Raw genomic sequence first — 20780 nt, forward strand, 5'->3', positions numbered from 1 at the left:
TTCCGTGGGCGCATTCAGGAGGCCGGTTCGGCCTCGGCGGCCGTCTCGGCGTCCTCGCTCAGGGGGGCGATGCTCTCGAGCTCCGACTTCAGCTCCTCGAGTTCGGGCTGGTTCCGGATGATCTTCTCCAGCTCCTTGCGGAAGCGGCCGTTGTCGAGCAGGTTGGACTTGAGATCCTTGAGCAGATTGCGCATCGCCAGCAGGTTGTAGAGTTCCGGGATCTGCTTGGCCACCTGCTCGGGATGGAAGGAGTTGAATTTGGTGAAGGTCAGATCCACCGTCACCTCGCTGCCGTCGTTGCGCACCAGGTTGGGCACGCTGTAACGCACCTGTGGCGCCAGCTGTTCCATGACGTTCTCGATGTTGTTCTTGTTGATGTTGATGCGCTCGCGCTCGGCCACCCGACCCTGGCCCTTGCCGTTGCTGAAGTCGCCCATGCAGAGCAGTTTCATCGGCAATTCGAGTTTCTTGCGGGCGCCGGCGGTTTCCACGTCGAGCGTGATGTTGACCCGGGCCTTGGGCACTTCTTTCTGGAAGCTGTCAGCCATTGTCTTCTCCTTGCATGCCTGCTGCGGTTGTCGCCATGCCGGACATGGCGGTTGCGGTTAACGGCCGGCGCGGCGCGCCGCGCCAGATTCAGTTCATCGCCAGGGCCTGCTGCATGTCGATGCGGCAGACGGTCTGGTGGATGGCCTCGAGGCGGCGTTCGAGTTCGGCCCGTCGGCCCTCCTCGGCCTGCCCGATCAGGCTGCGCAGGGCGCTGCGGGCATAACGGGCCAGGGTGATGACCAGATCCACGTCCCACCAGGCCAGGTGCCGCGTCTCGGCGGTATCCCAGAGTTCCTCGATGACCGGCCAGGCGATGTCCACCCGGCCATGTTCCAGACACAGGCCGGCCATGGCCATGCGCATCAGGAAGCGCTGCCGTTCGGTGTAGGCGCCATAGCCGGAAAACAGGTTGAGCGCCTCGGGCAGCCCCTGCGTTCGGGCCGTCTCCCGGGCCGCGTCGATGAGGGTGTTCAGTTCCTCGTCGAGGCGAGCCTGCAGACCGACCCCGCCCCCTTCGCCGCTCGGGACGCACTGCTCGAGCCAGGGGCGCGCCTCGGCCGAGGCGAAGGGCGTGCCGTCCTCGAACTGCAGATCCAGCACCCCCTCGAGGCGCCCCAGCAGGAGGCCGGTCTGCCGCACCAGGGTTGCGGCCAGGTCGTCGTCGCCCAGGGCCACGGCGGCCTCGTGGGACAGCCAGGCCAGATCCAGCAGAAACTGGCCGGAGGGTTCGAACAGCATGGCCTCGCTCTGGGCCAGGGCGGCCTTCGGCTCGTTGCCGCCCAGGGCATTGCGGATCGCCGCAAGGCCCGCTGCCCGCGGGGCCGGCAGCCGGGTCCGACCGCTCTCGTGAGGAGGCAGGCGCAGCGTGCTCCAGCGCAGGGCCCGGGCCAGGGAGACGGCGCGCACGGCGTCACCGGCCTCGAGGAAGATCCGACACAGGCTCTGGCCATGGCGCAGCCGTTCGGCCTCGGTCAGCTCGGCGCCGTCGGCCGGCACCGGCGGCGGGGCGACGGCAGGCCGTTGCGTCGGCGTTTCGGCGGAGGCCGGCGGCGTCTCGTTCTTGGCCACCGCTGGCGGCGCCTTCGGCGCGGTCTGCTTCAGCCGCTCCGCCAGCCAGTCGTCGAGCAGGGTGAAGCGGGGCGGTTCGTCCTCGGACTCGCCGAGCAGGGCCGCGATGGCCTCGTTGATGTTTTCGATGGCCGCGGTGATCTGTTGCAGCGTCTCGTGGTCGGCGTCGTCGCCCTGCTCCGTCACGTAGGCACGAAGCTTGGCATGGTTGAGCCAGCGCAGGGCCGCGGCACGGGCGCCGGCCTTGGCCGGAAACAGTTCCTCGCCACACGCCTGCAACAGCCCTTCGTAGATCCACAGGCCGTCGCGGAAACCCGCTACGCCGCTGACATAGCTGAGGGCCAGCAGCAGATAGCCGGCCACGCGCAGATCCTTGCCCTCCTCCGCCAGCACCTGACGGGCCAGGCGGATGACCTCGTCGTAGTCGTTGCCGGAGAGCTTGTCGATTTCCTGCTTGATGAGCACGAAGGCGTCGCCATAGCGGGGATCCTCGCGCTCGGCGCCATCGCCAAAGGGGGTGACCAGCGCCCGGATCCATTCCGGGCGCGGATCCGCCGCCGGCGCCTCGGGTGCCGGGACGTCGGCGGCCTCGGCCACGGGGGCCTCCGCCTCCGGCGTTGCGTCCACGGCGGGTTCCTGTACGGCAGACGCGCTCATGCCGTGACCTCCCGGGAACGCCAGAGGGTGAGCGCATCGAGCAGGCTGATCTCCTCGCGGGCGATCATGCCGGCCAGGCGCGCGGTGTCGCCCGACTCCTTGTGCATTTCGTCGAGCACGTCGAACACCGTGCCATCGGCCTTGTGCGGATCCACCAGGCGCGCGAAATAGGAGGCCGGCAGGGGCCGGAAGAACAGGGTGAGGCGGGCCGGGTGGCCACTGACCGGGGCGTTCCAGAAATAGTGGCCGCGCCAGGAACGCCCGCCGAGCAGGGTTTCGCACAGTTGCAGCCAGAACAGCACATAGGGCATGGCCTCGGCCCGCCCGGGCAGGGGCAGGCGGATCCCCCAGGCAATGCGTTGCGGGGAGCGGCGCGAGACGGTCTGCAGCACGCCGACCACGGTGCGCACGAAACGGGCGCGCTGCTCGCCGTCGGTGCCGGGAAGCAGTTCGCGCCAGAACTGGCCGAGGGTGACGGCGCGCAGTCGCTGCATCTCCGCCTCGACGAGGCTGCGTCGATCCGTCAGTGGCGCCGCCCCGCCGAGGCCATCGACGGCTTCGGTGAGGCGCGCCACGTGCTGCCCCGTCCAGTCCCGGGCCAGGAGGGCCTCGGCGTCGGCGAAGAAACGCTCTGCCGCCAGGGGCAGGAGGGCCTGGTGATCCTTGAACAGGGCCTCGTCGCTGGCCGCGAACAGGGCGAAGGGATAGCTGCGGCCACTGCGATCCCGGCTCGGCATGAGCAGGCCGTAAACGGATTTCTCGTCGCCGGCGCCGGTGAAGACGAAACGGTGGGCCGGCGCGGCGGCAAAGCGCTCCTTCCAGCTCTCGCCGTGCATCCGGTTGATCAGGGTCACGCCCTCCTGCATCCAGTTGTCGAGGGAGACCACTTCACGGCTCTTGAGATTGTGCTTGATGAATTCGGCATGCAGGGGCAGCTTGCCGACGCAGCCGACCAGCGGTCCGGTGGCGGCGGCGGGCGCCACCGTCTTGCTCTCCCGATTCAGGAATCCGAACATGCCGTCACTCCCACTTCGCGATGTTGACGGGACTGGCGTGATCGCGGTCGAACAGATCCGGCATGTCGAGACCGGTCAGCAGCCCTGGTTTGAGCAGGTTGTTGTGGCGATCCGCCTTGATCCGGAAACGGACTTCCAGCGGCTGACCGTTGACCGACTCCAGTTCCCAGGTGGTCATGTACTGGGCGCCCCGTTCCCGCACCATGCGGGCCTTGCGGAACACGTGGAACAGGCCCCACACGCCCTCGGCGGCGATCTCGCCCCGGGCATTGCGCCGGTTGGAGACGGCGATCACCCGCGCGCCGCTGCGTTCGGTGTTGCCGGGCCAGCGAAACTTGCGCCACTCCTGGGGCTCGTTGCGGTAGCGGTAGATCTGGCCGTTGGTTTCCAGCAGCACCTCGCTCAGGCCGGAAGTGGGGATCGGATAGAGATAGAAGGTGAGGCTGGGCTCGTCGCTGCCCCGGCGGAACATTCCCCGGGTGATCTGGCTGGCCCGGGTCAGGGTGTAGAGGAAATCCTTGCTGAAGCCGGGCCCCACGTCGAGCCAGCGCCGTTCCCGCCAGCTGCCCCGGTACTTGCTCAGGTAGGTGGAGAGATGGGTGTTGACGAAGCTCCACAGAATGCCGTCGTTGGGACGGAAGAACTCGGCCACGTCCTCGATGGCCACGTCGGGTCCGCTGCTGGCGAAGGGGAAGCGGCCGCGGATCCGCTCGTCGAATTCACGCACCACCAGGGTGTTCCATTTCTGCCGCACGTCCTGCATGCCGGTGGCCAGCACCGCCTGCCAGGCATGGCGGATGGCGGAGATGAGCATCGGCTCGATGGCCCGCCGGGTGCGCACGTCGGTGCCGTTGAGCAGGCTGGTGGTGGTGACCCAGGTCTTGTACATCTCCAGGTTGCTGCTGCCGCCGCTGAGCATGCTGGAGGCGAACATCTCGGCTTCATGGGTCAGCTCGCTGGAGGCCCGCAGGCGTTCCAGCTCACCCTGCATGCCGGACAGGGCCAGCAGGTACTGGTTGACCAGGTCCGAGACCTGCCGCTTTTCGGCAGGCTCGACGAAACGGCGCAGATCGGCGAAGGCGGTATCCAGCTCGGGGATGGCATCGGCGGCCACCAGGTTGCTGCGCCGCACCTGCGGCTTGCCGTCCTGCCAGTCGATCTCGTGGAGAGTGATGTTGTCCCGAACCACGGCCATCAGCTCGGCGATGGGCCCGTCCGAGCGGGAGACCAGCAGCAGCTTGTTGGCGGCATCGGCCACCGAGGTGAAGGGCCGCACCTGGACCGAGGCGAGGAACTCGTACCAGGCGTTGGCGTACTCCTCGAAATACAGATGGCGGATCTGGGTTTCCAGTTCGTGCATCAGCTCGGGGTTGACACTGTCCCCGGTCTGCGCGGACTCCTCCGCGTTGAGCGCGACACTGACGCTCTCGGTGCCGAGCACCCAGTCGCCGCGGCTGGCCGAGTTGACCACGGTGCGGATCTCCCGGGAAACGTAGCGTTCCCAGCCCTTGCGAGTGAACACCACCGGCAGATCGTGGAGGCTCTGCAGATAGCTGTTGCCGCGCCCCTTGACCAGTTTCTTGAGGCTGGTGGTGCCCAGCAGCACCTTGCCCTTGTTGCGCAACTGGGCATAGAGCAGATCGGCATTGGGCGGCGTGCGCAGAAGATTGCGCGCGGTTTCCACCACGGCATCGTCGGCCTTCCAGGCCGCGGCGGCCAGCAGGTGATCGCTGGGGCGTTTCATGTCGGCGAGATAGAGCCGGATCATGCCCTCGCGGGTCGCCTGGGGGATGGCGGCGAGGCGGCGGCGGGTATCGCTGCCGTCGTTGGGCGCCATGATCGCCTCCCACGCGGCCAACAGCAGGGGCAGCGCCTTGTCGGGGTCCAGGCGTGCCGGCTGGCCGAGCATGAGATAGACCTTGAGGGTGTCGTAATACTCCTGGCGCAGCTTGGCCGACTCGTCTTCGTTGCGAACCTTGCGCCAGCGCTCGGCATAATCCCGCAGGCGCGTCTCCAGCAGTTTCGCCACCGGCTCGAGGAAGCGCTGCTCGAGGGTGCGCACCAGCACCTGCTCGAGGGGCTCGATCTGTTCGTTGGCCCGGTAGATGCCCAGGCGCAGATGCCACGGCATCTGCCGGCGGTAGGCCTTGAGGGTGGCGTACTGATCGTAGACCTCGGCCAGGGCCAGGTAGAAATCGCCGGGTTCGGCACGATCGTTGCGCGCCACCTGCAGCAGCTTTTCCACCCGTTCCACGCCTTCGTCGATCAGCAGGCTGTTGCTGGTGAAGGAGGCGCTGAGCAGCGTGATGCTGGCGATGATGGTGGCCAGCCCGCCGACGATGGCGCCGGTCTTGAGCCAGCGGGTCATCAGGTGCTTGCGGCGGTTCTTGCCGAAGGCCACCGGCTCGCGGAAGATGACCTCCTTGAGCAGGCGGTGGATGAAGTAGCTCTTGTCGGCCTTCTCGGCGGTGGCCATCTCTTCCGGCGAGACGTAGCCGAAGGCCTGGCGCAGGTTGCCCACCACCCGCTGCAGGGGCATCCCTTCCTGGGTGCCGCTGGTGAAGTACACGCCCTTGAAGTTGGGCGTCTCCTGGTAGGGATTCTCCTTGAACAGCAGGCTGATGAATTCAATCAGCTTCTCGCTGGCGGCCTGGAACTGGGCCGGGAAGTCGAAGATCTCGCTCTTGATCTCCTGCTTGCGCTGCATGGACAGCTTGTGCAGGCGCAGCTCGCACAGGCGCTCGTAGAGCGCCTCGAGCTGACGCGCCACCGCGGCCGCGGGATCCTCGCCCTCCGCCGTTTCGGCCAGGAACATGCCCCAGACCTGGTTGCGCTCGTTCTCGGTGAGATCGCCGAAGAAGGCCTCGAAACCGTTGAGCAGATCGGTCTTGGTGAACAGGATGTAGATGGGGAACATGAAGCCGAGGTTGCTGATCAGCTCCTCGATCCGCTCCCGGATCACCTTCACGTGCCATTCGAGGGACTCCTCGTCGGCGGTGAGAATGTCGGCCAGGCTGATGGCCACCATCACGCCATTGAGCGGCATGCGGCGACGGTATTTCTTGAGCAGGCCGAGGAAGGCCTGCCATTCCTCGCGGTCGTTCTCCTCGGTGGTGTAGCGGCCGGCGGTGTCGAGAATCACGGCCTCGTCGGAGAACCACCAGTCGCAGTTGCGGGTGCCGCCGAAGCCGCGAATGTCGATGTCGTCGGCATGGGAATAGGGAAAGTGCAGGCCCGAGTTGCGCAGCAGGGTGCTCTTGCCGGCCGCCGAGGGGCCGATGATCATGTACCACGGCAGGGCGTAGAGGGCGGCGCTGCCACGGTGCTTGACCCCGAGGCCGGAGGTCTTGAGGGAGGCGACGGCCTCTTCCATCTTCTCCTTGAGGGCCTGGATTTCCGCCTGGCGGCTTTCGTCGTCGCCGCCCTGGGCTTCCAGCTCCTTGCGCAGCTTCTCGCCCCGGCTGCGCGCCAGCCACCAGGTCACGAGCAGATAGAGCGAGACCAGGCCGAGGATGCCGCCGATGATCGCCAGGCGCCAGGCCACGCTGCTCAGGCCCACGTAGGGGCCGCCGTACCAGATGAGGGCCAGCAGGACGATCAGCCCGATGGCGGTGCTGCCGGCTCGGCTCAGAAGATGCCGCTTGAGGATCCCGATTAGCATGTTCATGGTTGTGCCCCCTCACGCGCCTGCGGCGTGGCCTGCGGGTTGAGCTGCTGGTTGTAGGCGATGATCTGCTCCACGCTGTCGTGCACGAAACCGTCGATGAGGACCGTGTAGGTGAGATAGGTGAAGAAGATGACCCCGGCGGTGACGGTACCGATCACCCAGTAGGGGATTTCGCGGCGGGCCTGGGCGAGCAGGCTCTCCTTGGGCACCCCGTCGGGGGCGAGCCTGGGGCTGACCACGCCGCGGTAGCCGTCGATCTGGCTGCGCAGATCCACCTGCAGGGCCATGAGCTGTTCCAGCCCGCGCAGGCGATAGACGCCCTCGAAGCCCAGTTGCAGACAGACGTAATAGAGTTCAAGCACGTCGAGATTGGCCTCGCCCCCCTGGCGCAACTGGGCCAGATGCTCGAAGAACCCCTCCCCGGCCAGGTGTTCGCCGAAGAACTCCAGTTGCAAGGGCTTGCTCATCCAGTCCAGGCGGCCTGGCCAGCGGGAGCTGAGGACCACTTCGTCGATGTAGGCGGCCATGGCGTACTTGGCCTCCTTCACCGTCTGCATGGTGATCTGGCGCTCGAAGGCCATCCGCTCCAGCTCGTCGAAACCGTTGAGCAGGGTTTGGCGGTAGTCTTCGGGCAGGGACTCGCCGTGATCCCCCTTGCGGAAGGGCGCCACCAGGGCGAACAGCGGCGTGCAGCATTCGAGCAGCGGATTGGTGCGGGGCTGGGCTTCGCTCATGGGTCAGTCCTGGACGGTCAAAAGTTCGAGCTTGGCGCTGGTGAAATCGCGGGAGAGGAACAGGGCCAGGGTGCGCTCCTCGAGCACCCGCTCCCAGAATTCGCCTCGCGGCTCGATGTGGAAGTATTCGTAGCCGCTCTTGATGGGCAGGTTGCTGGGCGGACGCTGGGTGTGGACGATGCGCAGCCCCGGCAGGGCCGAGGCGACGACCATCTCGATGTCGGCGCGGGCGGCGGCCTTGACCATGCGCTCGAAGTGGGTCACCCACAGGGGATCGTCGCTGTCGGAGAGCACGGCCAGATAGAAGCTGGCGCCGGACAGCAGGCGGCTGTCGATGTCGTCCACCGACAACAGGGCGTCGCTCTCGCGCTTGAACGCCAGCACGTCGAGATTGGTGGGCATGGCCACATCGACCAGCCCGCGCAGGAGATTTTCGAGTTCCGCGAAGACGCCGGCGAGATCGTGATGGCGATAACGGGGAATCCGGTGCACGTCGATCTCGAAGCTGAACGGGGTCAGTTCGCCGATCACCCTCGCCAGGAGCGTGTAGAGCCGCTCGGGATGGAGATCGTCGTTCTCCTGGAAGTGCTTCAGCAGCGGGAGGCCGCCACTGAGCGCCTGCAGGATCAGGAAATTGGACAGATCGCTGTGACCGAAACCGGCGGTGGAGGCGCTTTGCTGCTTGCGCCGCTCGTTGAGGGTGCGGATCTTGGCGCTGAACAGCTCGATCAGGCGCTGCAGGGAGTCTCGCAATCGTGGGGAGGCGCCGATCCGGGCCACGGGCGGGATGAAATCCGGCACCAGGGCATAGACCCCGTCGCCCTCGTTGCGCACCTCGGCCAGTTTGATCCAGGTAAAGTGTTCCCGGGATTCCTCGCCGGAGAGGAGCATGAGATTGGGCCGGCCGAGCATCACTTCCCGTTCGCGGGACGGATCGTTCTCGTCGGCGACCCGCTGGTAGTCCACCGCCCAGGAGCAGAGCTGACCATGATCCTGATAGCCGTTGATGCCGCTGGCGGAACGGTTGGCCGGCAGGCACAGATGGATCTCGATGTTGCGTTCCAGACCGCCTTCCAGCTCCATGGCCAGGGGCGGGCCGTCGGCGGCATCGTAGCTGACCAGGCGGCCGTCGGGAAAGATGACCTGGCAGCGCTTGATCCGGAAGCGGCTGTTTTCCAGTGCCTCGGCGTCGATGTCGAGATCGATGATGCCCCAGCCCATCGGCGAGAGGCTGCGCACCTGCAGGCTCTGGTAGGTTTCGTAATAGCGGTCCCAGAGCTGGAAGTGCTGCTGGCCGAGGAACATGCCCTCTGCCCAGATGACCTTGCGCAATGCGTCCATGTTCGCCCCCGTGCGCTCAGTCCCGGATGGTGATGGTGTTGCCGACCAGGCTCACGCGGAAGCTGCTCGAGAAATGGCCGGTGACGAAGCCGTTGGACAGCTCGTGCACGTCACGCCATTTCTTGTCCACCGGGTTGCGGAAGATGGCCACGACACCGACGTATTTGGCCTGATCGTGCTTGTCGATCTCCACGCTCATCTGATCGGAGGGGTTGATCACCACCTCCTTGCTGGTGAGCAGGCTGTCGCCGAGGACCTTGAGATCGTCCTTCCAGATGTCCTCGAACTTGCTGTTCTCGAAGCTGTCCTTGCCCGAGAGCTGATAGACCCGCACCACCACGGGCAGGGGTTTCTGATCCTGCCCGAGGTTGAGGTTGGCATTGGACGACAGGGACACCTTGACCACCGGTCCCCCACATGCCACGGCCAAGACACTCAAAACCCCAAGCAACAACATTCTTGCACGGGAAAACGTTTTCATTGGCTGTACCTCCTAAGCCGGTGTTTCAGACTTGCTTGCCTCGCCTTCACGGCGGCGAACGTATTGCTGCAGGAACCCCGGCGCGAGAACGCGCTGGAACCGCAGGTTGTCGTTGTCGAGCAGCTCCTGCACGCGCTGGTTGTGGCGTTTCCAGGCCCGGCCGCTGGTGAGCAGGCGCCCCCCGTGGGCCTCGCGCACGGCTTCGGCACTGGTGTACTGGAGCGTGGCCACGGCCACGCCGTCGAGCCCGCCCATCAGCGCGAGCTGGTGCTGCATCATGTCTTCGAAGAGGTGCTGCAGGGCCGGCACGCATTCGTCGCCGGCACGGAACCACTGGTGAAGCACTTCGCGGGGCGCCCGGCCCTCGAAGTGTTCGCTGGAATGGGGAAAGACCCGCACGGGAGCCAGTCCGAACTCGTCGGCAAACTGCTGCTGCCCTTCGATCAGACGGCAGAGGCCATCGAGCAGGGTCTGGACGAGCAGCCGGGTGGGACGGGAACCGGACCCGGAGCCGGAACCGGCAGAAGAAGGGGAAGGGCCTTCGGCAGAAAGATCGCTGGCGTCCGTGCCAGGCAGGCGCGTAACCACGCTGAATTTTCCTTGCTCAACCATCGCTTGCATCCTCTGCTGCCGGGCCGACTCAGGTCCACTATCCTGTCCGTGTCAGTCCGGCATGCGTGCTCGCGCACGACTTGTTTGTTCTGCTTGTTTTGGGTTGCCCGGAACCTGTCCTTGCTGACGGTTCGTTTCAGGGCGGGCACATTGTTGACAAAGCTGACGAGATTTTCAATTACGGAAAAAACGCTTTTTCGTGTCGGCGAAATCCGACAAGAGAGGATGACTTTAATACTTTTTTCTGACGCCAGACCCGCCTGGGCCTCGTCGATGAACGCAGAACTTCGTTACGTTTTTCAACCGCTTAAAAAACAAAACGCGGATCAGCACAGACGCGGGACAATCACACATGGATCGAAAAATCCCACCCCACCAAGGCAGCAACGGGTTTCAACGAATTTTTCGTTTTGCCAAACAGTTCACACTTTTTGACGTGCAGCCCGACAACGACGACGGGCGGTGACCGCATGGGTTTTCATGATGATCCATCGGCAAATCCCCATTCCCGCCAGCCCCCCAGGAGGGGGAAATAGAGACCGAGACGGATGGGGTTCGCTTCCCGTTGGGCGAACAGGCGGGCGTAGCCTTCGAGCTGGGCGCGATAGCGTTCGACTTCCCGATCGAGAAATTCGTCGAGCCCGCCGCCTTCGTGGCGGCTGGTCTTGTAGTCGATGATCCAGCGGGTGCCGTGTTCGTCGCGGAAAGTGCGATCGACGATGAACTGGCGGGGAAGGCCGTCGAGGAGGCCAGTGAGCGGGTATTCGCTGCGCGCGTCCGGGTGAGCGGATGACAGGATCCACTGGCCGCGCGGATCGGCCAGCACCTGTTCGAGGGCCGCGATCACGCGGGCCGTGGCGTCGGCCAGGTGTGCCGCGGGCACGCCGCACTGGCGCAGCCGGATCCGGATGCGCTGCGCGTGCTGCTCGGGCGCAAAGCGTTGCTGTTGCGCGTCGGCGAGACGCCCCAGGAACTCCAGATAGCGGTGCACGACCGTGCCCACATGACGGGCAGTCTCGCCGGCCCAGTCGAACTCGATGGCGGGCGTCTCGTCCGGCACCGGCGCGACCGGGCGCGCGGCGAGTCCCGGCGGTGGCGAGGGGCATTGCCAGTCGGGCGGCAGGCGCTTCAGGGAGGCAGGAAACGCCACGGGCACGGCAGCCTCGGCGATCTCCCCTGCCCCGTCATCGGCCGTTCGGCCTTCGAGACCGGCCGCGAATATCGGCCCGGCCACCGGCCAGAGCAGTTCGAGCAGGCTGTCGGCCGCGGGACGCAGTTCCCCCTTGGCATTGCGATCGGCATGGCCGGTCAGATGCAGGCGGCGCCGGGCGCGGGTGACGGCCACGTAGAGCAGGCGCTGGGCCTCGAACCGGCCCTTGGCCTTCTCCAGGTTGCGCAGGTAGGCCACCGTGGCATCGTGTTCCTCGCCAGCAGCCGGAATGGGGCCGAAGAGCAGCGCCGTCTCGCCCCCGGGGAAGGTCTGTTCCTGCCAGTAGAGCAGGCGGCGTTCATCGCGGCGGGGCGGCTTGCCGAGGCCGGGCACGATGACCGTGTCGAACTCGAGGCCCTTGGCCTTGTGAATGGTCATGAGCTGCACCCGGATCGCCTCGCCCGTGTCGGGCCGGGCATGGAGTTCCGCCACGGCCTCTTCGAGACGGGCCGGATCCGCCACCTCGCCCCCGGTATCGAGGGCGTCGAGCAGATCGAGGAAAGTGCCGGCATCCTCGTGCGCCGTCGCCGGTTCGAGACAGGCCGGTCCGCCCAGGGCGAGCCAGGTCTGTTCGACCCAGTCCCGCAACGGCAGGCGGGCACGCTGGGCCAGGGCCTGGATCAGTACCGGCGCGACCCGCTGCAGGATCCGCTGCCCGTCGGCGGACAGGGCCGCGTGCAACGACGGGTCCTGCAGGCGTTCGGGCAGGATGTCGTCGGGGCCACCGGCCAGCTCGAGCAGATCACGCTGCACCAGTCCGCACAAGGGCGAGCGCAGTACCGCCAGCCAGGCGATGCGATCGGCCGGGTGCAGCAGGGCCCGAGTGAGCGAGAGCAGATCCTGCACCACGGGGCGGCTGGCCAGGGAGTCGATTTCCACGGCCTGATAGCGGATGCCGGCCGCACGCAGCGCCGGCACGATGTGCAGCAAATGGCTGCGGCTGCGTACCAGGATGGCCACATCGGCCCTGGCATCCTCGGCCAGGGTCTGACTCACCAGTTCCACGACCGTGCGGGCTTCGGCCGCTTCCTCGCCCCGCGCGAAGGGATGGATCTGTACCGCATCGCCAGGCAGCGCATCGTGATGGGCCCGGGACGGGCTGTAGGCGACGGCGCCGGCCTGCTCGTCGTCCTCGGGCGGGAAAATCCGCGGAAAGGCGGCGTTGACCCAGTCGATGAGGCCGGCCTGGGAGCGGAAGTTGACCTCGAGCTGCAGAAACGTCGGGCGGATGCCGCCGAGGCCGTGATGCTTGACCTCGAGGAACAGCCCCACTTCCGCTTCCCGGAAGCGGTAGATGGACTGCATGGGATCGCCGACCAGGAACAGGGTGCGCCCGTCGTCCGGCATCCAGCCGGCGGTGAGCCGCCGGAGCAGCTCGAACTGGTTGATGGAGGTGTCCTGAAACTCGTCCACCAGCAGATGCCGGATGCGATAGTCGAGTTGCAGGGCCAGATCGGTGGGCGCTTCAGGCTCGCCCAGCGCGGCCACGGCCTGCATGGCGATCTCGGCAAAATCGACCTCGCCGGCCTGCTGGAAGGTCACGCTCAGGTGGGCGGCGGCATGCACCAGCAAGGCAAACAGCGCTTCGAGCACCTGCCACTGGGCGTCGGTGTAACGGGGCAGCGGCAGCGCCGGGATCCGGGCCAGGGCCTGGGCAAAACCGGCTTCCTCCCGCAGGCTGTCGAGCAGGGCGTTCATGCCCTTTTTCATCGTCTCGAAAAGCCGTTTCTCGGCCGCATCGGCACCGGCGCTCTTGGGCGGGAAGCCCTGGTTCTTGGTGGGCGACTTGCGCAGGCGGCCTTCGTTCGTCAGCAGCCAGCGAACGATGGCCTGCCACTGGGGCAGCGCCTCGATCCGGCCCGGGGGCAGATCGGTGAGATCCCGGCACACGGCCAGTTCCGCATCGTCCCCGAGCTGGCTGGCGGCAAAACGCAGCAGGCGCAGGAATTCGTCACGCAAGGGTTCGGGAAACGCCGCGCGGGCCGCTTCGAGGCCTTCTGTCACGATACGCGCCAGGGCCGCTTCGAGCCGCTCCCGGTTGCGGTGATCATCGCTGCCGGCGAGATGGCGCAGCCATTGATCGCGCCGCGCCAGCATGGCGGCGACGAGTTCCTGAACCCGCTCGTGCTGGTTGTCGAGATGGCGCAACAGGCGGGCGACGGCGTGGCCGATGGCCTCCCGGCTTTCCAGTTGCTCGAGGATCTGGCTGGCTGCCTCGCGATAGAGGGGGCCGGCCTCTTCCACCACCGCCGGCGCCGCCCCGAAACCCGAGAGGATCGGCATCTGCCGCACGAGCGCCGCGCAGAGGGAATCGAAAGTCAGAATTCGCAGCCGCGCCGGATTGTGCAGCAGCCGCCATGCCTGCCGGGCATCCTGTTCGAGCGCGGCGCCGGCCAGCTCCAGGGTGAGGCGTTCGTGATCGTTCTTCGCCGCCGTTCCCGCCCGGGCCGCCTTCAGCGCACCGAGGATCCGTTCGCGCATCTCCGCCGCGGCCTTGCGGGTGAAGGTGATGGCGACGATCTCTTCCGGCGCCGCGACCTGCGACAGCAGGGCGAGGAAGCGCTGGGTCAGCAGCCCGGTCTTGCCCGAACCGGCCGGGGCCTGGACGATGAACGAGCCGCGCACGTCGAGGGCTCGTTCCCGAATCGGCTGATCGATCGGCGCCTTAGCCATCGCCCGCTTCCGCCTCATCAAGGAACAGGGCGCCATCGGCCTCGGTGATGCGGCACAGCCCGGCCAGGGCGCAATGGCGGCAGGTCTGCGGAGCGTCCCTGGGATCCACGGCCGTGTGGCTGTCGCGGAACTCGCGAGCCAGACGGTGGATGGTCTGCGACCACTGGTTCAGCAGCGTCTGCCAGTCACCGGTGTCCGCGTAACCTTCCAGCGCCGACGGCAAGCGAGCCTCGGGCACCAGTTCCGCTTCGGCCACGACGCCCCGATAGCCCATCTCGCCCGGCCGCACCTGGGCGAACACCACCCCGGCCAGATCCGCCCGCAGCAGCGTGGCATACAGCGGCAACTGGGGATCGTCCGGCCGCTCGCCGAACCAGGCCGATGGCGAGACCTTGCCGGTCTTGTAGTCGACCACGATGTGCCGGCCGTCCGGCAAGCGGTCCACCCGATCGAGAATCACCTTGATCCGCAGGCCCTCGATATCGACTTCCCGCTTTTCTTCGGTGGCCTCCACGCGAAACTCGCTGCGCCGCTTCTCGATGTCGAGCCAGGCGAGCACCCGCGCTTCGAGGCGCTCGCTTTCGATGCGCCGAAAGGCCGCAGTAAAGATCTGCGGCAGGCGTCCGGCCATCTCCTCCACGGCCTGTTCCACCGCCAGCCGGACCTGCGCCTGCAAGGCGTTTTCCCCGAGCTGGCAGAGGGTTTCATGATCGCCGATTTTCTTCCAGACGAGCTGCAATACCCGATGCACCAGGCTGCCGCGGGTCATGGCATCGATGCCGATCCCGACTTCGCCGAGCGGCCGCGCGGCGAGACGCAGCTCGGCGAAGGCACGGAAGGGACAGGCGGCCTGCAAGCGGAACAGGCTGCTGCCGCCGCGAATGCTGCCGGGCGGGACGGGCGGAGGCGGCACATCCTCGATCCGCTGAAGTTCGCCGGCGGCCGCGATCCGCGCCGCCCAGTCGGGACCGCTCCAGATCGCCAGATCGCTCGAGGCGACTTCCGGCAGCGCGGCGATGAGCGGACTGGGCTGGCGGACGGTTTCGCCTTCGTGCACGGCATGGCTGAAAATCACCTCGCCGGCGCTTTCGCCCAGCCGTTCGGTGATCCGGCGCGCCACTTCCAGCTCGCGGGATTCGGAGGCATGGGGCAGACCGTGCCGGCGCTGCAGCGAAAGCGGCAGGAAGGGGTTGGGCCGGGGCGAAGGCGGCCAGACGTCATCGCTCATGCCCATCACCCAGAGGTGATCGAAGTGGGCGCCGATGGCCTCGTACAGGCCCATCACCTGCACCGGTGTCGGGGGCGACTGGGGCTGGAAGAGCCGGGCGGCCGCCAGGGAGCGCAACCGGGCCAGGGCCTCGCGCGCGCTCATCGGCCCGCCCACCGTCTCCAGCGCAATGAGGGTGGAGAGGGTGCGCCGCCAGGCCTCGCTGGCCTGGTATTCATGGCTGGAGAGGCTGCGGCCCTGGCACCAGCCGGCCGCCTGCAAGAGGGCCGAGAAGTGTTGCGCCCAGGTGCCGGCCTGCGCCCGTGACGGCCATTCCCGGGCCAGCCGTTCCACGGCCGTCAGCCGCTCGGCCAGTTGGGGACAATGCCAGGGCCTGTCCTCGAGCGCGGCATAATGCCGCAGGCGGGAAAGGCCGATGTGCGGCTCGCCGATCTCCCGCAACTGCCGATCCAGCCGCATCCGGCGCCCTGTCTCCGTGTCCCAGCCGGCCAGATACGGCGAACGCAGCAGGCGCATGGCCTCCTCGAAGGGCTGTCGGCCGATGGCCAGCGCCAGCAGTTGCAGCGCCGACTGCACCAGCGGCTCGTCGGCCAGCGGTTGACCGAGGGTGACGTTGTAGGGCCGGGTGCGGGCATCCCCACCCGGCGAGCGAATGCCGGGCGCGAGCACTGCATCCAGGGCCCGGCACAATGCCCTGCGGCGGGCGGCCAGATCCGGCACCACCACGCCGATCCGGGCCTGGGGATCGGTTTCGAGGCGCTGGCGCACCCAGCGGGCCAGGATCGCCGTCTCCTGCGCGGCGCTCTCCAGGGCCACGCGCCGGCGAGTGCCCTGCACCCCGGCCGGCCGCACCCAGCGCCAATGGCCGCCGGCCGTCTCCAGGGCCGCGAGCAGCCGGCGCTGGGCCGGCACCAGCTCCTCGAAGCCGACCAGATGCAAGGGCTGTGCGGTCCAGGGGTCGAGAAGCGCGGGCTGCTCGCTCAATGTTTCGGGCAGGCGGCAGGCCGGCAGCCAGCCGTTCTCCTCACACCGGAAATCGAACTCGATCTGCCAGTCGCGAAAGGCGCGGACATCCTCGTTCCATTGCGTCTCGTCACCCGGCAGGCGCAGATCCCAGGCGTGCAACAGGGCATAGGCCTCGGCCGCCAGCCGGGCCGTGGGCGCCGGGCGCAACAGGCGGGCGCCCACCGGGCTGTCGGCCACCACCTGTTCCCAGAGATGGCGCTCCTGTTCCGCCGAAAGCAGCAGGCGCGGTGGGGAGCCGTCGGCAAGCTGGACCGTCTCCCAGGCCGACACGAGCCAGTCGTTCCAGGGTTCGATGGCCGGCGTGTCCCACACCGTCTGCCCCTCTGCCTGCCTCTGCCGCGCATAGGCCTGGCGCAGTTGCTGGGCGAGGCGCCGGTTGCCGGTGAGAATGCGGTGACCCGCCCGGGCGGCGGTCAGCAGCGCCTCCAGAGGAACGGTTTCGGGAACGGCGGGAGAAGGTTCGGGCACGACGCTCGGCTTCCTGGCAAGGGGCTTCATTATAGGGCAAACCCGCGGCTGGACACGCGGCGGCCGCCGCTCCACAATCGGGCCATGCGCAGCGGTATCGCCCATCTCCCCCTGCATGGCGGCAAGGCGCCCCGCTGGCTGTTCGAGCGCATGACGAAGCTGGCCCGGGAGATCGCCTGTCACGTGGTGGCCGAACATGGCCCGCAGGAGATGCTCCTGCGCCTGGCCGATCCCTACTGGTTCCAGGCCTTCGGTTGCGTACTGGGGTTCGACTGGCACTCCAGCGGCGTCACCACCACCGCCTGCGGGGCGCTCAAGGAAGGCCTCAAGGGGCTGGAGCACGACCTCGGCCTGTTCGCCGCCGGCGGCAAGGGCGCCGCCTCACGCAAGACGCCGGCCCAGATCACCGCCGCCTGCGAACGCCTGGGCCACGATCCGACCCCCCTGGTGGAGGCCAGCCGCCTGTCGGCCAAGGTCGACAACACCGCCCTGCAGGACGGCTACCAGCTCTATCACCACAGCTTCTTCTTCACCCGCGACGGCCAGTGGTCCGTGGTGCAGCAGGGCATGAACGACGCCAGCGGCATGGCCCGCCGCTATCACTGGATCAGCGCGGGGCTGGAGAGCTTCGTGGTGGAACCCCATGCCGCCATCTGCTGCGACAGGCGACAAGCCACCCTCAACCTGATCGACCGCGAAAGCGACGCGGCCCGAACGGCGATCACCGAAATCACCCGCGAACCGGATCGGGACGTGGCCAGGGCCATCCAGCACCTGCCTACCCTGAACATGCCCCTCCATCACCTCCTTGATGCGGCGGACATCCGCCCCGGGCAACTGCAGAAGGTGCTCAGCCACACCTACGCGCATCCGCCGGAAGACTTTCAGGCCCTGCTCGCCACGCCGGGCCTCGGCCCCAAGTCGCTACGCGCCCTGGCCCTGGTGGCCGAACTCGTCTACGGCCGCCGCGCCGCCACCCGCGACCCGGCCGCCTACGCCTTCGCCCATGGCGGCAAGGACGGCACCCCCTACCCCGTCCACCGCGAACGCTACGACCGGACCATCGAGACCTTCCGCACCGCACTCGAACAGGCCCGCCTCGGCCACAGCGAAAAGCGCGATGCCCTGCGGCGGCTGGGGCAGTGGGCATCGGGACTGGGGGCGCTGCAACAAAGGTAGCAAATGTCTCAGAATTGTTTTGACACGATTTTTTAGCAGGCTGTTGAAAAACGCCGTTTTTCGACAGTCTGTGTGCGATGCATGGAGGCATCGCCATTTTCAATGGCGTCAAGCCATTGAAAATGTGAGGGAACGGGAAACCGCGTTTTCCGTTCCCGGGTTGAAAAAGCCCATGGATGGGCTTTTTCAACAGCCTGTCAGGAGCGGCGCAAGCCGCGAAAACCCGACTCATCGCGGCCCGCGCCGCTCCTGCGCATTTGCCGGTCCGGAATCCTTCCCAATCAGATCGTCGAGGCGTTGGCAAAGCCGGGGATCGCACAGGGCGGCGATCACCAGGCATTCGAGACCGAAAGGCAGATAGCCGGCGTAACCGAGGATGGGCATCTCGAACAGGTGGAAGCGATCCACGAAGGGAATGCTGTAGATCCATTTGGGATCGCTGTTCACGTTCCACAGCTCCCACAGAAAGCCGCACAGCAACGCGGCCAGGGCCGGCAACGCAAGGCAGCGGCCGCTTCCGTGCGCCAGTTCGGTGAATACCGTCGGCACTCCCTCGAGCATTTGCAACCCCAGGATCAGCAGCAGTGGGGCGACCCAGACCAGGGGAAACAGCACGTCGGGCCAAAGGCCGAGTCCGGCCAGGCTGACGGCGGCGATCGTCAGCAGCAGCGCGCCGCGAACCCGGCGATGGCCGGGCATTCCGCGCCAGGAGAGACAGCGACTGCCCAGGCCGGGCCAGGTCCACAGCCAGGCCAGGGTGCCGATCACGGCCGGCAGCACCGTGGAGAAGGCCAGGCTCGCGTGCAGGAAATAGGACAGGGGTTCACGGGTCACCTCACCGACGTAGTGCCAGTTCTGCACGAAGCGATTGAGGTATTCGAAATACCACCAGAACGCGGCGCTGAGAGGAAACAGCGCAAGATAGGCGCGCGGATGCCGGATGAGCAGGCAGCGGCCCGTGCGCCGGAAGGCCAGCGCGTTGACCAGCACGATCCAGCTCAGCCACAGGGGCGTGAAGGTCCACGAACGCAGGGGCCCGAGAAATGCCGGGCGTGTCCAGGCCAGCAGCCAGAACAGGCCAAGGCTCACGAGGGCAAGCCAGCCCCACCATGGCAAGGGCCGCGCCACCGGCGCTGACCCGCGTTGTACCGGCCACAGCATCCGGACGAGCACCGCCAGCAGGCTCAGAATCACCAGCGCCAATCCAATGAACACGCTCCAGGAAAAGGGCGCATGGGCGACGAAGTCGGTGCGTGGCGGAAAGGCAAGATACGGCGTAATGGTCTGCCCGGCCAGGGCCAGGCCGGCGAGCGGCAGGCCCAGCAACAGAAGGCTCGCCACCACGACTGGCCGAAAACGTTTCATGCCCCTACCAGGGCATCTCGACGCCGTCGTAGCGATAGAAACGCCCCTGATCCTGCGGCGTGAAGCGGTTCACCACGGCACGCATGCCGGCCACGCTCTCGGCCGGCGTGAGCGGCGCCTCTTCGCCACCCATGCGGGTACGCACCCAGCCCGGGTGCAGGAGCAGCAGCCCGACGCCATTCCGTTGCAGCTCCAGCGCCAGTCCCCGGCTGGCGGCATTGAGTGCGGCCTTGCTGGAGCGGTAGGCATAATCATTGGGTGCGTTGATGTCGGCAAGGCTGCCCATGTGACTGGAGATGTTCACCACCAGGGGCTTGTCGCCCCGCTCGAGGCTGCCGAGCAACGCTTCAGTGACCCGGAAGGCGCCGAGGGTGTTGACCTCGAAGGTCGTCAGCCAGTCGTCATAGTCGATCTGGCCGAGCCGATCCCGGCCCCAGCGTTCGAAATAGACCCCGGCATTGTTGATGAGAAGTTCGAGAGGGTGTTCCGACAGTTCCCGCGCCAGATCACGGATCGCATCCGGTTCGGTCACGTCCAGCCGGTGCAGCGAGATGCCGGGATGCACGTCGGCCAGCGCCTGCAGGGCCTCGGCGGCCTCCGGGTGGCGACACGTGGCGTAGACGCGCCAGTCCGCCTCGGCATACTGCCGGACCCACTCGAAACCCAGACCGCGGTTGCTGCCGGTCACCAGAACGCTGCGCATGGTGTTCCCCTTTCCTCTCTGCCTATACTGGGAATGTAGGCCCGCGAACCTCCAGGCACAAGGCTCCATGTCCCGCAAAGGCAGCGCATTTATCGGCACCTCCGGCTGGTCCTATCCCCACTGGAAGGGCCCCTTCTATCCCGCGGATCTGCCGAACGCTCGCCTGCTGGACTACTACTGCCGGCACTTTCGCACGGTCGAGATCAACAACGCCTTCTACCACCTGCCCAGTGAGACAGCCGTGGACCAGTGGCGCGAGACCACCCCGAGGGATTTCCTCTTCGCCGCCAAGGCCAGCCGCTACCTCACCCACATGAAGAAACTGAAGGATCCGGAAGCAGGCCTGGCCACCTTCTTCGACCGCATGACCCGCCTCGGCAAGAAACTCGGCCCCATCCTCTACCAGCTCCCGCCCCGCTGGCGCTGCAACCCCGAACGGCTTGCCGGCTTCCTCAATGTCCTGCCCGCCGGCCACCGCCACGCCTTCGAATTCCGCGACGAGAGCTGGATCAACGACGACATCCTAGACCTGCTGCGCAAGCACCAGGCCGCCTTCTGCATCTACGAACTGGCCGGCTACCGCTCTCCCCTGCACGTGACCGCCGATTTCGTCTACATCCGCCTGCACGGCCCGGATGGGGCCTACCAGGGCAAATACGACGGCCGCACCCTCGCCGCCTGGGCGCGCCGGATCCGAACGTGGCTGGACGAGGGAAAGGACGTGTACTGCTACTTCGACAACGACGAGGCGGGGTATGCGGTGGAAAACGCGCAGGATTTGCAGGTGAAGGTCGGTGCGTAGG

General features: G+C 66.9%; 14 protein-coding genes. 2 read left to right on the top strand and 12 right to left on the bottom strand.

The features are described 5' to 3' along the window. Positions 1–14: 14 nt before the first annotated feature. The 10 genes from tssB to ACZ5BH_RS00455 all read right to left on the bottom strand — a co-directional run bounded on the left by tssB (position 15) and on the right by ACZ5BH_RS00455 (position 16730). On the bottom strand, positions 15–548 hold the full coding sequence (gene tssB, locus ACZ5BH_RS00410; protein ID WP_464889963.1) for a type VI secretion system contractile sheath small subunit: 534 nt from the start codon (positions 546–548) through the stop codon (positions 15–17). An 88-nt stretch (positions 549–636) separates the two neighbouring features. Next, positions 637–2274, bottom strand: a complete 1638-nt coding sequence (gene tssA / locus ACZ5BH_RS00415) for a type VI secretion system protein TssA (RefSeq protein ID WP_464889964.1) — start codon at positions 2272–2274, stop codon at positions 637–639. After that, positions 2271–3290 (bottom strand): type VI secretion system-associated protein TagF, encoded by a 1020-nt coding sequence (gene tagF, locus ACZ5BH_RS00420; RefSeq protein WP_464889965.1) that lies wholly within the window; start codon positions 3288–3290, stop codon positions 2271–2273. The genes tssA and tagF overlap by 4 nt, the downstream gene beginning before the upstream one ends. Before the next feature lie 4 nt (positions 3291–3294). Further along, positions 3295–6957 carry a type VI secretion system membrane subunit TssM gene (gene tssM, locus ACZ5BH_RS00425; protein WP_464889966.1) on the bottom strand — a complete coding sequence of 1221 codons (3663 nt, stop codon included), beginning with the start codon at positions 6955–6957 and terminating at the stop codon, positions 3295–3297. Next, positions 6954–7691 carry a type IVB secretion system protein IcmH/DotU gene (gene icmH, locus ACZ5BH_RS00430; RefSeq protein WP_464889967.1) on the bottom strand — a complete coding sequence of 246 codons (738 nt, stop codon included), beginning with the start codon at positions 7689–7691 and terminating at the stop codon, positions 6954–6956. The genes tssM and icmH overlap by 4 nt, the downstream gene beginning before the upstream one ends. 3 nt (positions 7692–7694) lie before the next feature. After that, positions 7695–9032, bottom strand: a complete 1338-nt coding sequence (gene tssK / locus ACZ5BH_RS00435) for a type VI secretion system baseplate subunit TssK (protein WP_464889968.1) — start codon at positions 9030–9032, stop codon at positions 7695–7697. Positions 9033–9048: 16 nt separating this feature from the next. After that, the gene (tssJ, locus tag ACZ5BH_RS00440; RefSeq protein ID WP_464891229.1) at positions 9049–9456 is read right to left on the bottom strand and encodes a type VI secretion system lipoprotein TssJ; all 408 of its coding nucleotides are present in this window, start codon (positions 9454–9456) and stop codon (positions 9049–9051) included. A gap of 69 nt (positions 9457–9525) precedes the next feature. Then, complete coding sequence (locus ACZ5BH_RS00445) at positions 9526–10101, bottom strand: type VI secretion system-associated FHA domain protein (RefSeq protein ID WP_464889969.1); 576 nt, start codon at positions 10099–10101, stop codon at positions 9526–9528. Positions 10102–10603: 502 nt separating this feature from the next. Further along, the gene (locus tag ACZ5BH_RS00450; protein ID WP_464889970.1) at positions 10604–14008 is read right to left on the bottom strand and encodes a UvrD-helicase domain-containing protein; all 3405 of its coding nucleotides are present in this window, start codon (positions 14006–14008) and stop codon (positions 10604–10606) included. Then, on the bottom strand, positions 14001–16730 hold the full coding sequence (locus tag ACZ5BH_RS00455) for a PD-(D/E)XK nuclease family protein (RefSeq protein ID WP_464889971.1): 2730 nt from the start codon (positions 16728–16730) through the stop codon (positions 14001–14003). Before ACZ5BH_RS00455 ends, ACZ5BH_RS00450 begins: the two co-directional genes overlap by 8 nt. A gap of 84 nt (positions 16731–16814) precedes the next feature. Between ACZ5BH_RS00455 and ACZ5BH_RS00460 the strand changes: the two genes are divergently transcribed. Continuing rightward, the gene (locus ACZ5BH_RS00460; protein ID WP_464889972.1) at positions 16815–17909 is read left to right on the top strand and encodes a DUF763 domain-containing protein; all 1095 of its coding nucleotides are present in this window, start codon (positions 16815–16817) and stop codon (positions 17907–17909) included. Positions 17910–18137: 228 nt separating this feature from the next. Here ACZ5BH_RS00460 and ACZ5BH_RS00465 read toward each other — a convergent pair whose 3' ends face one another. Both ACZ5BH_RS00465 and ACZ5BH_RS00470 read right to left on the bottom strand, forming a co-directional pair. Beyond that, the gene (locus tag ACZ5BH_RS00465; protein WP_464889973.1) at positions 18138–19274 is read right to left on the bottom strand and encodes a hypothetical protein; all 1137 of its coding nucleotides are present in this window, start codon (positions 19272–19274) and stop codon (positions 18138–18140) included. Between the two features lie 4 nt (positions 19275–19278). Next, complete coding sequence (locus ACZ5BH_RS00470) at positions 19279–19977, bottom strand: SDR family oxidoreductase (RefSeq protein ID WP_464889974.1); 699 nt, start codon at positions 19975–19977, stop codon at positions 19279–19281. Positions 19978–20044: 67 nt separating this feature from the next. Between ACZ5BH_RS00470 and ACZ5BH_RS00475 the strand changes: the two genes are divergently transcribed. Beyond that, positions 20045–20779, top strand: a complete 735-nt coding sequence (locus ACZ5BH_RS00475; RefSeq protein ID WP_464889975.1) for a DUF72 domain-containing protein — start codon at positions 20045–20047, stop codon at positions 20777–20779. The last annotated feature ends 1 nt before the right edge of the window (position 20780 follow it).

Source organism: Thioprofundum lithotrophicum, from assembly GCF_055387065.1.

Coding starts and splice junctions, on each gene's coding strand:
- tssK (WP_464889968.1), bottom strand. CDS start 9,032: ATGGACGCATTGCGCAAGGTCATCTGGGCAGAGGGCATGTTCCTCGGC.
- tssM (WP_464889966.1), bottom strand. CDS start 6,957: ATGAACATGCTAATCGGGATCCTCAAGCGGCATCTTCTGAGCCGAGCC.
- ACZ5BH_RS00450 (WP_464889970.1), bottom strand. CDS start 14,008: ATGGCTAAGGCGCCGATCGATCAGCCGATTCGGGAACGAGCCCTCGAC.
- ACZ5BH_RS00460 (WP_464889972.1), top strand. CDS start 16,815: ATGCGCAGCGGTATCGCCCATCTCCCCCTGCATGGCGGCAAGGCGCCC.
- tagF (WP_464889965.1), bottom strand. CDS start 3,290: ATGTTCGGATTCCTGAATCGGGAGAGCAAGACGGTGGCGCCCGCCGCC.
- ACZ5BH_RS00470 (WP_464889974.1), bottom strand. CDS start 19,977: ATGCGCAGCGTTCTGGTGACCGGCAGCAACCGCGGTCTGGGTTTCGAG.
- ACZ5BH_RS00475 (WP_464889975.1), top strand. CDS start 20,045: ATGTCCCGCAAAGGCAGCGCATTTATCGGCACCTCCGGCTGGTCCTAT.
- ACZ5BH_RS00465 (WP_464889973.1), bottom strand. CDS start 19,274: ATGAAACGTTTTCGGCCAGTCGTGGTGGCGAGCCTTCTGTTGCTGGGC.
- icmH (WP_464889967.1), bottom strand. CDS start 7,691: ATGAGCGAAGCCCAGCCCCGCACCAATCCGCTGCTCGAATGCTGCACG.
- tssA (WP_464889964.1), bottom strand. CDS start 2,274: ATGAGCGCGTCTGCCGTACAGGAACCCGCCGTGGACGCAACGCCGGAG.
- tssB (WP_464889963.1), bottom strand. CDS start 548: ATGGCTGACAGCTTCCAGAAAGAAGTGCCCAAGGCCCGGGTCAACATC.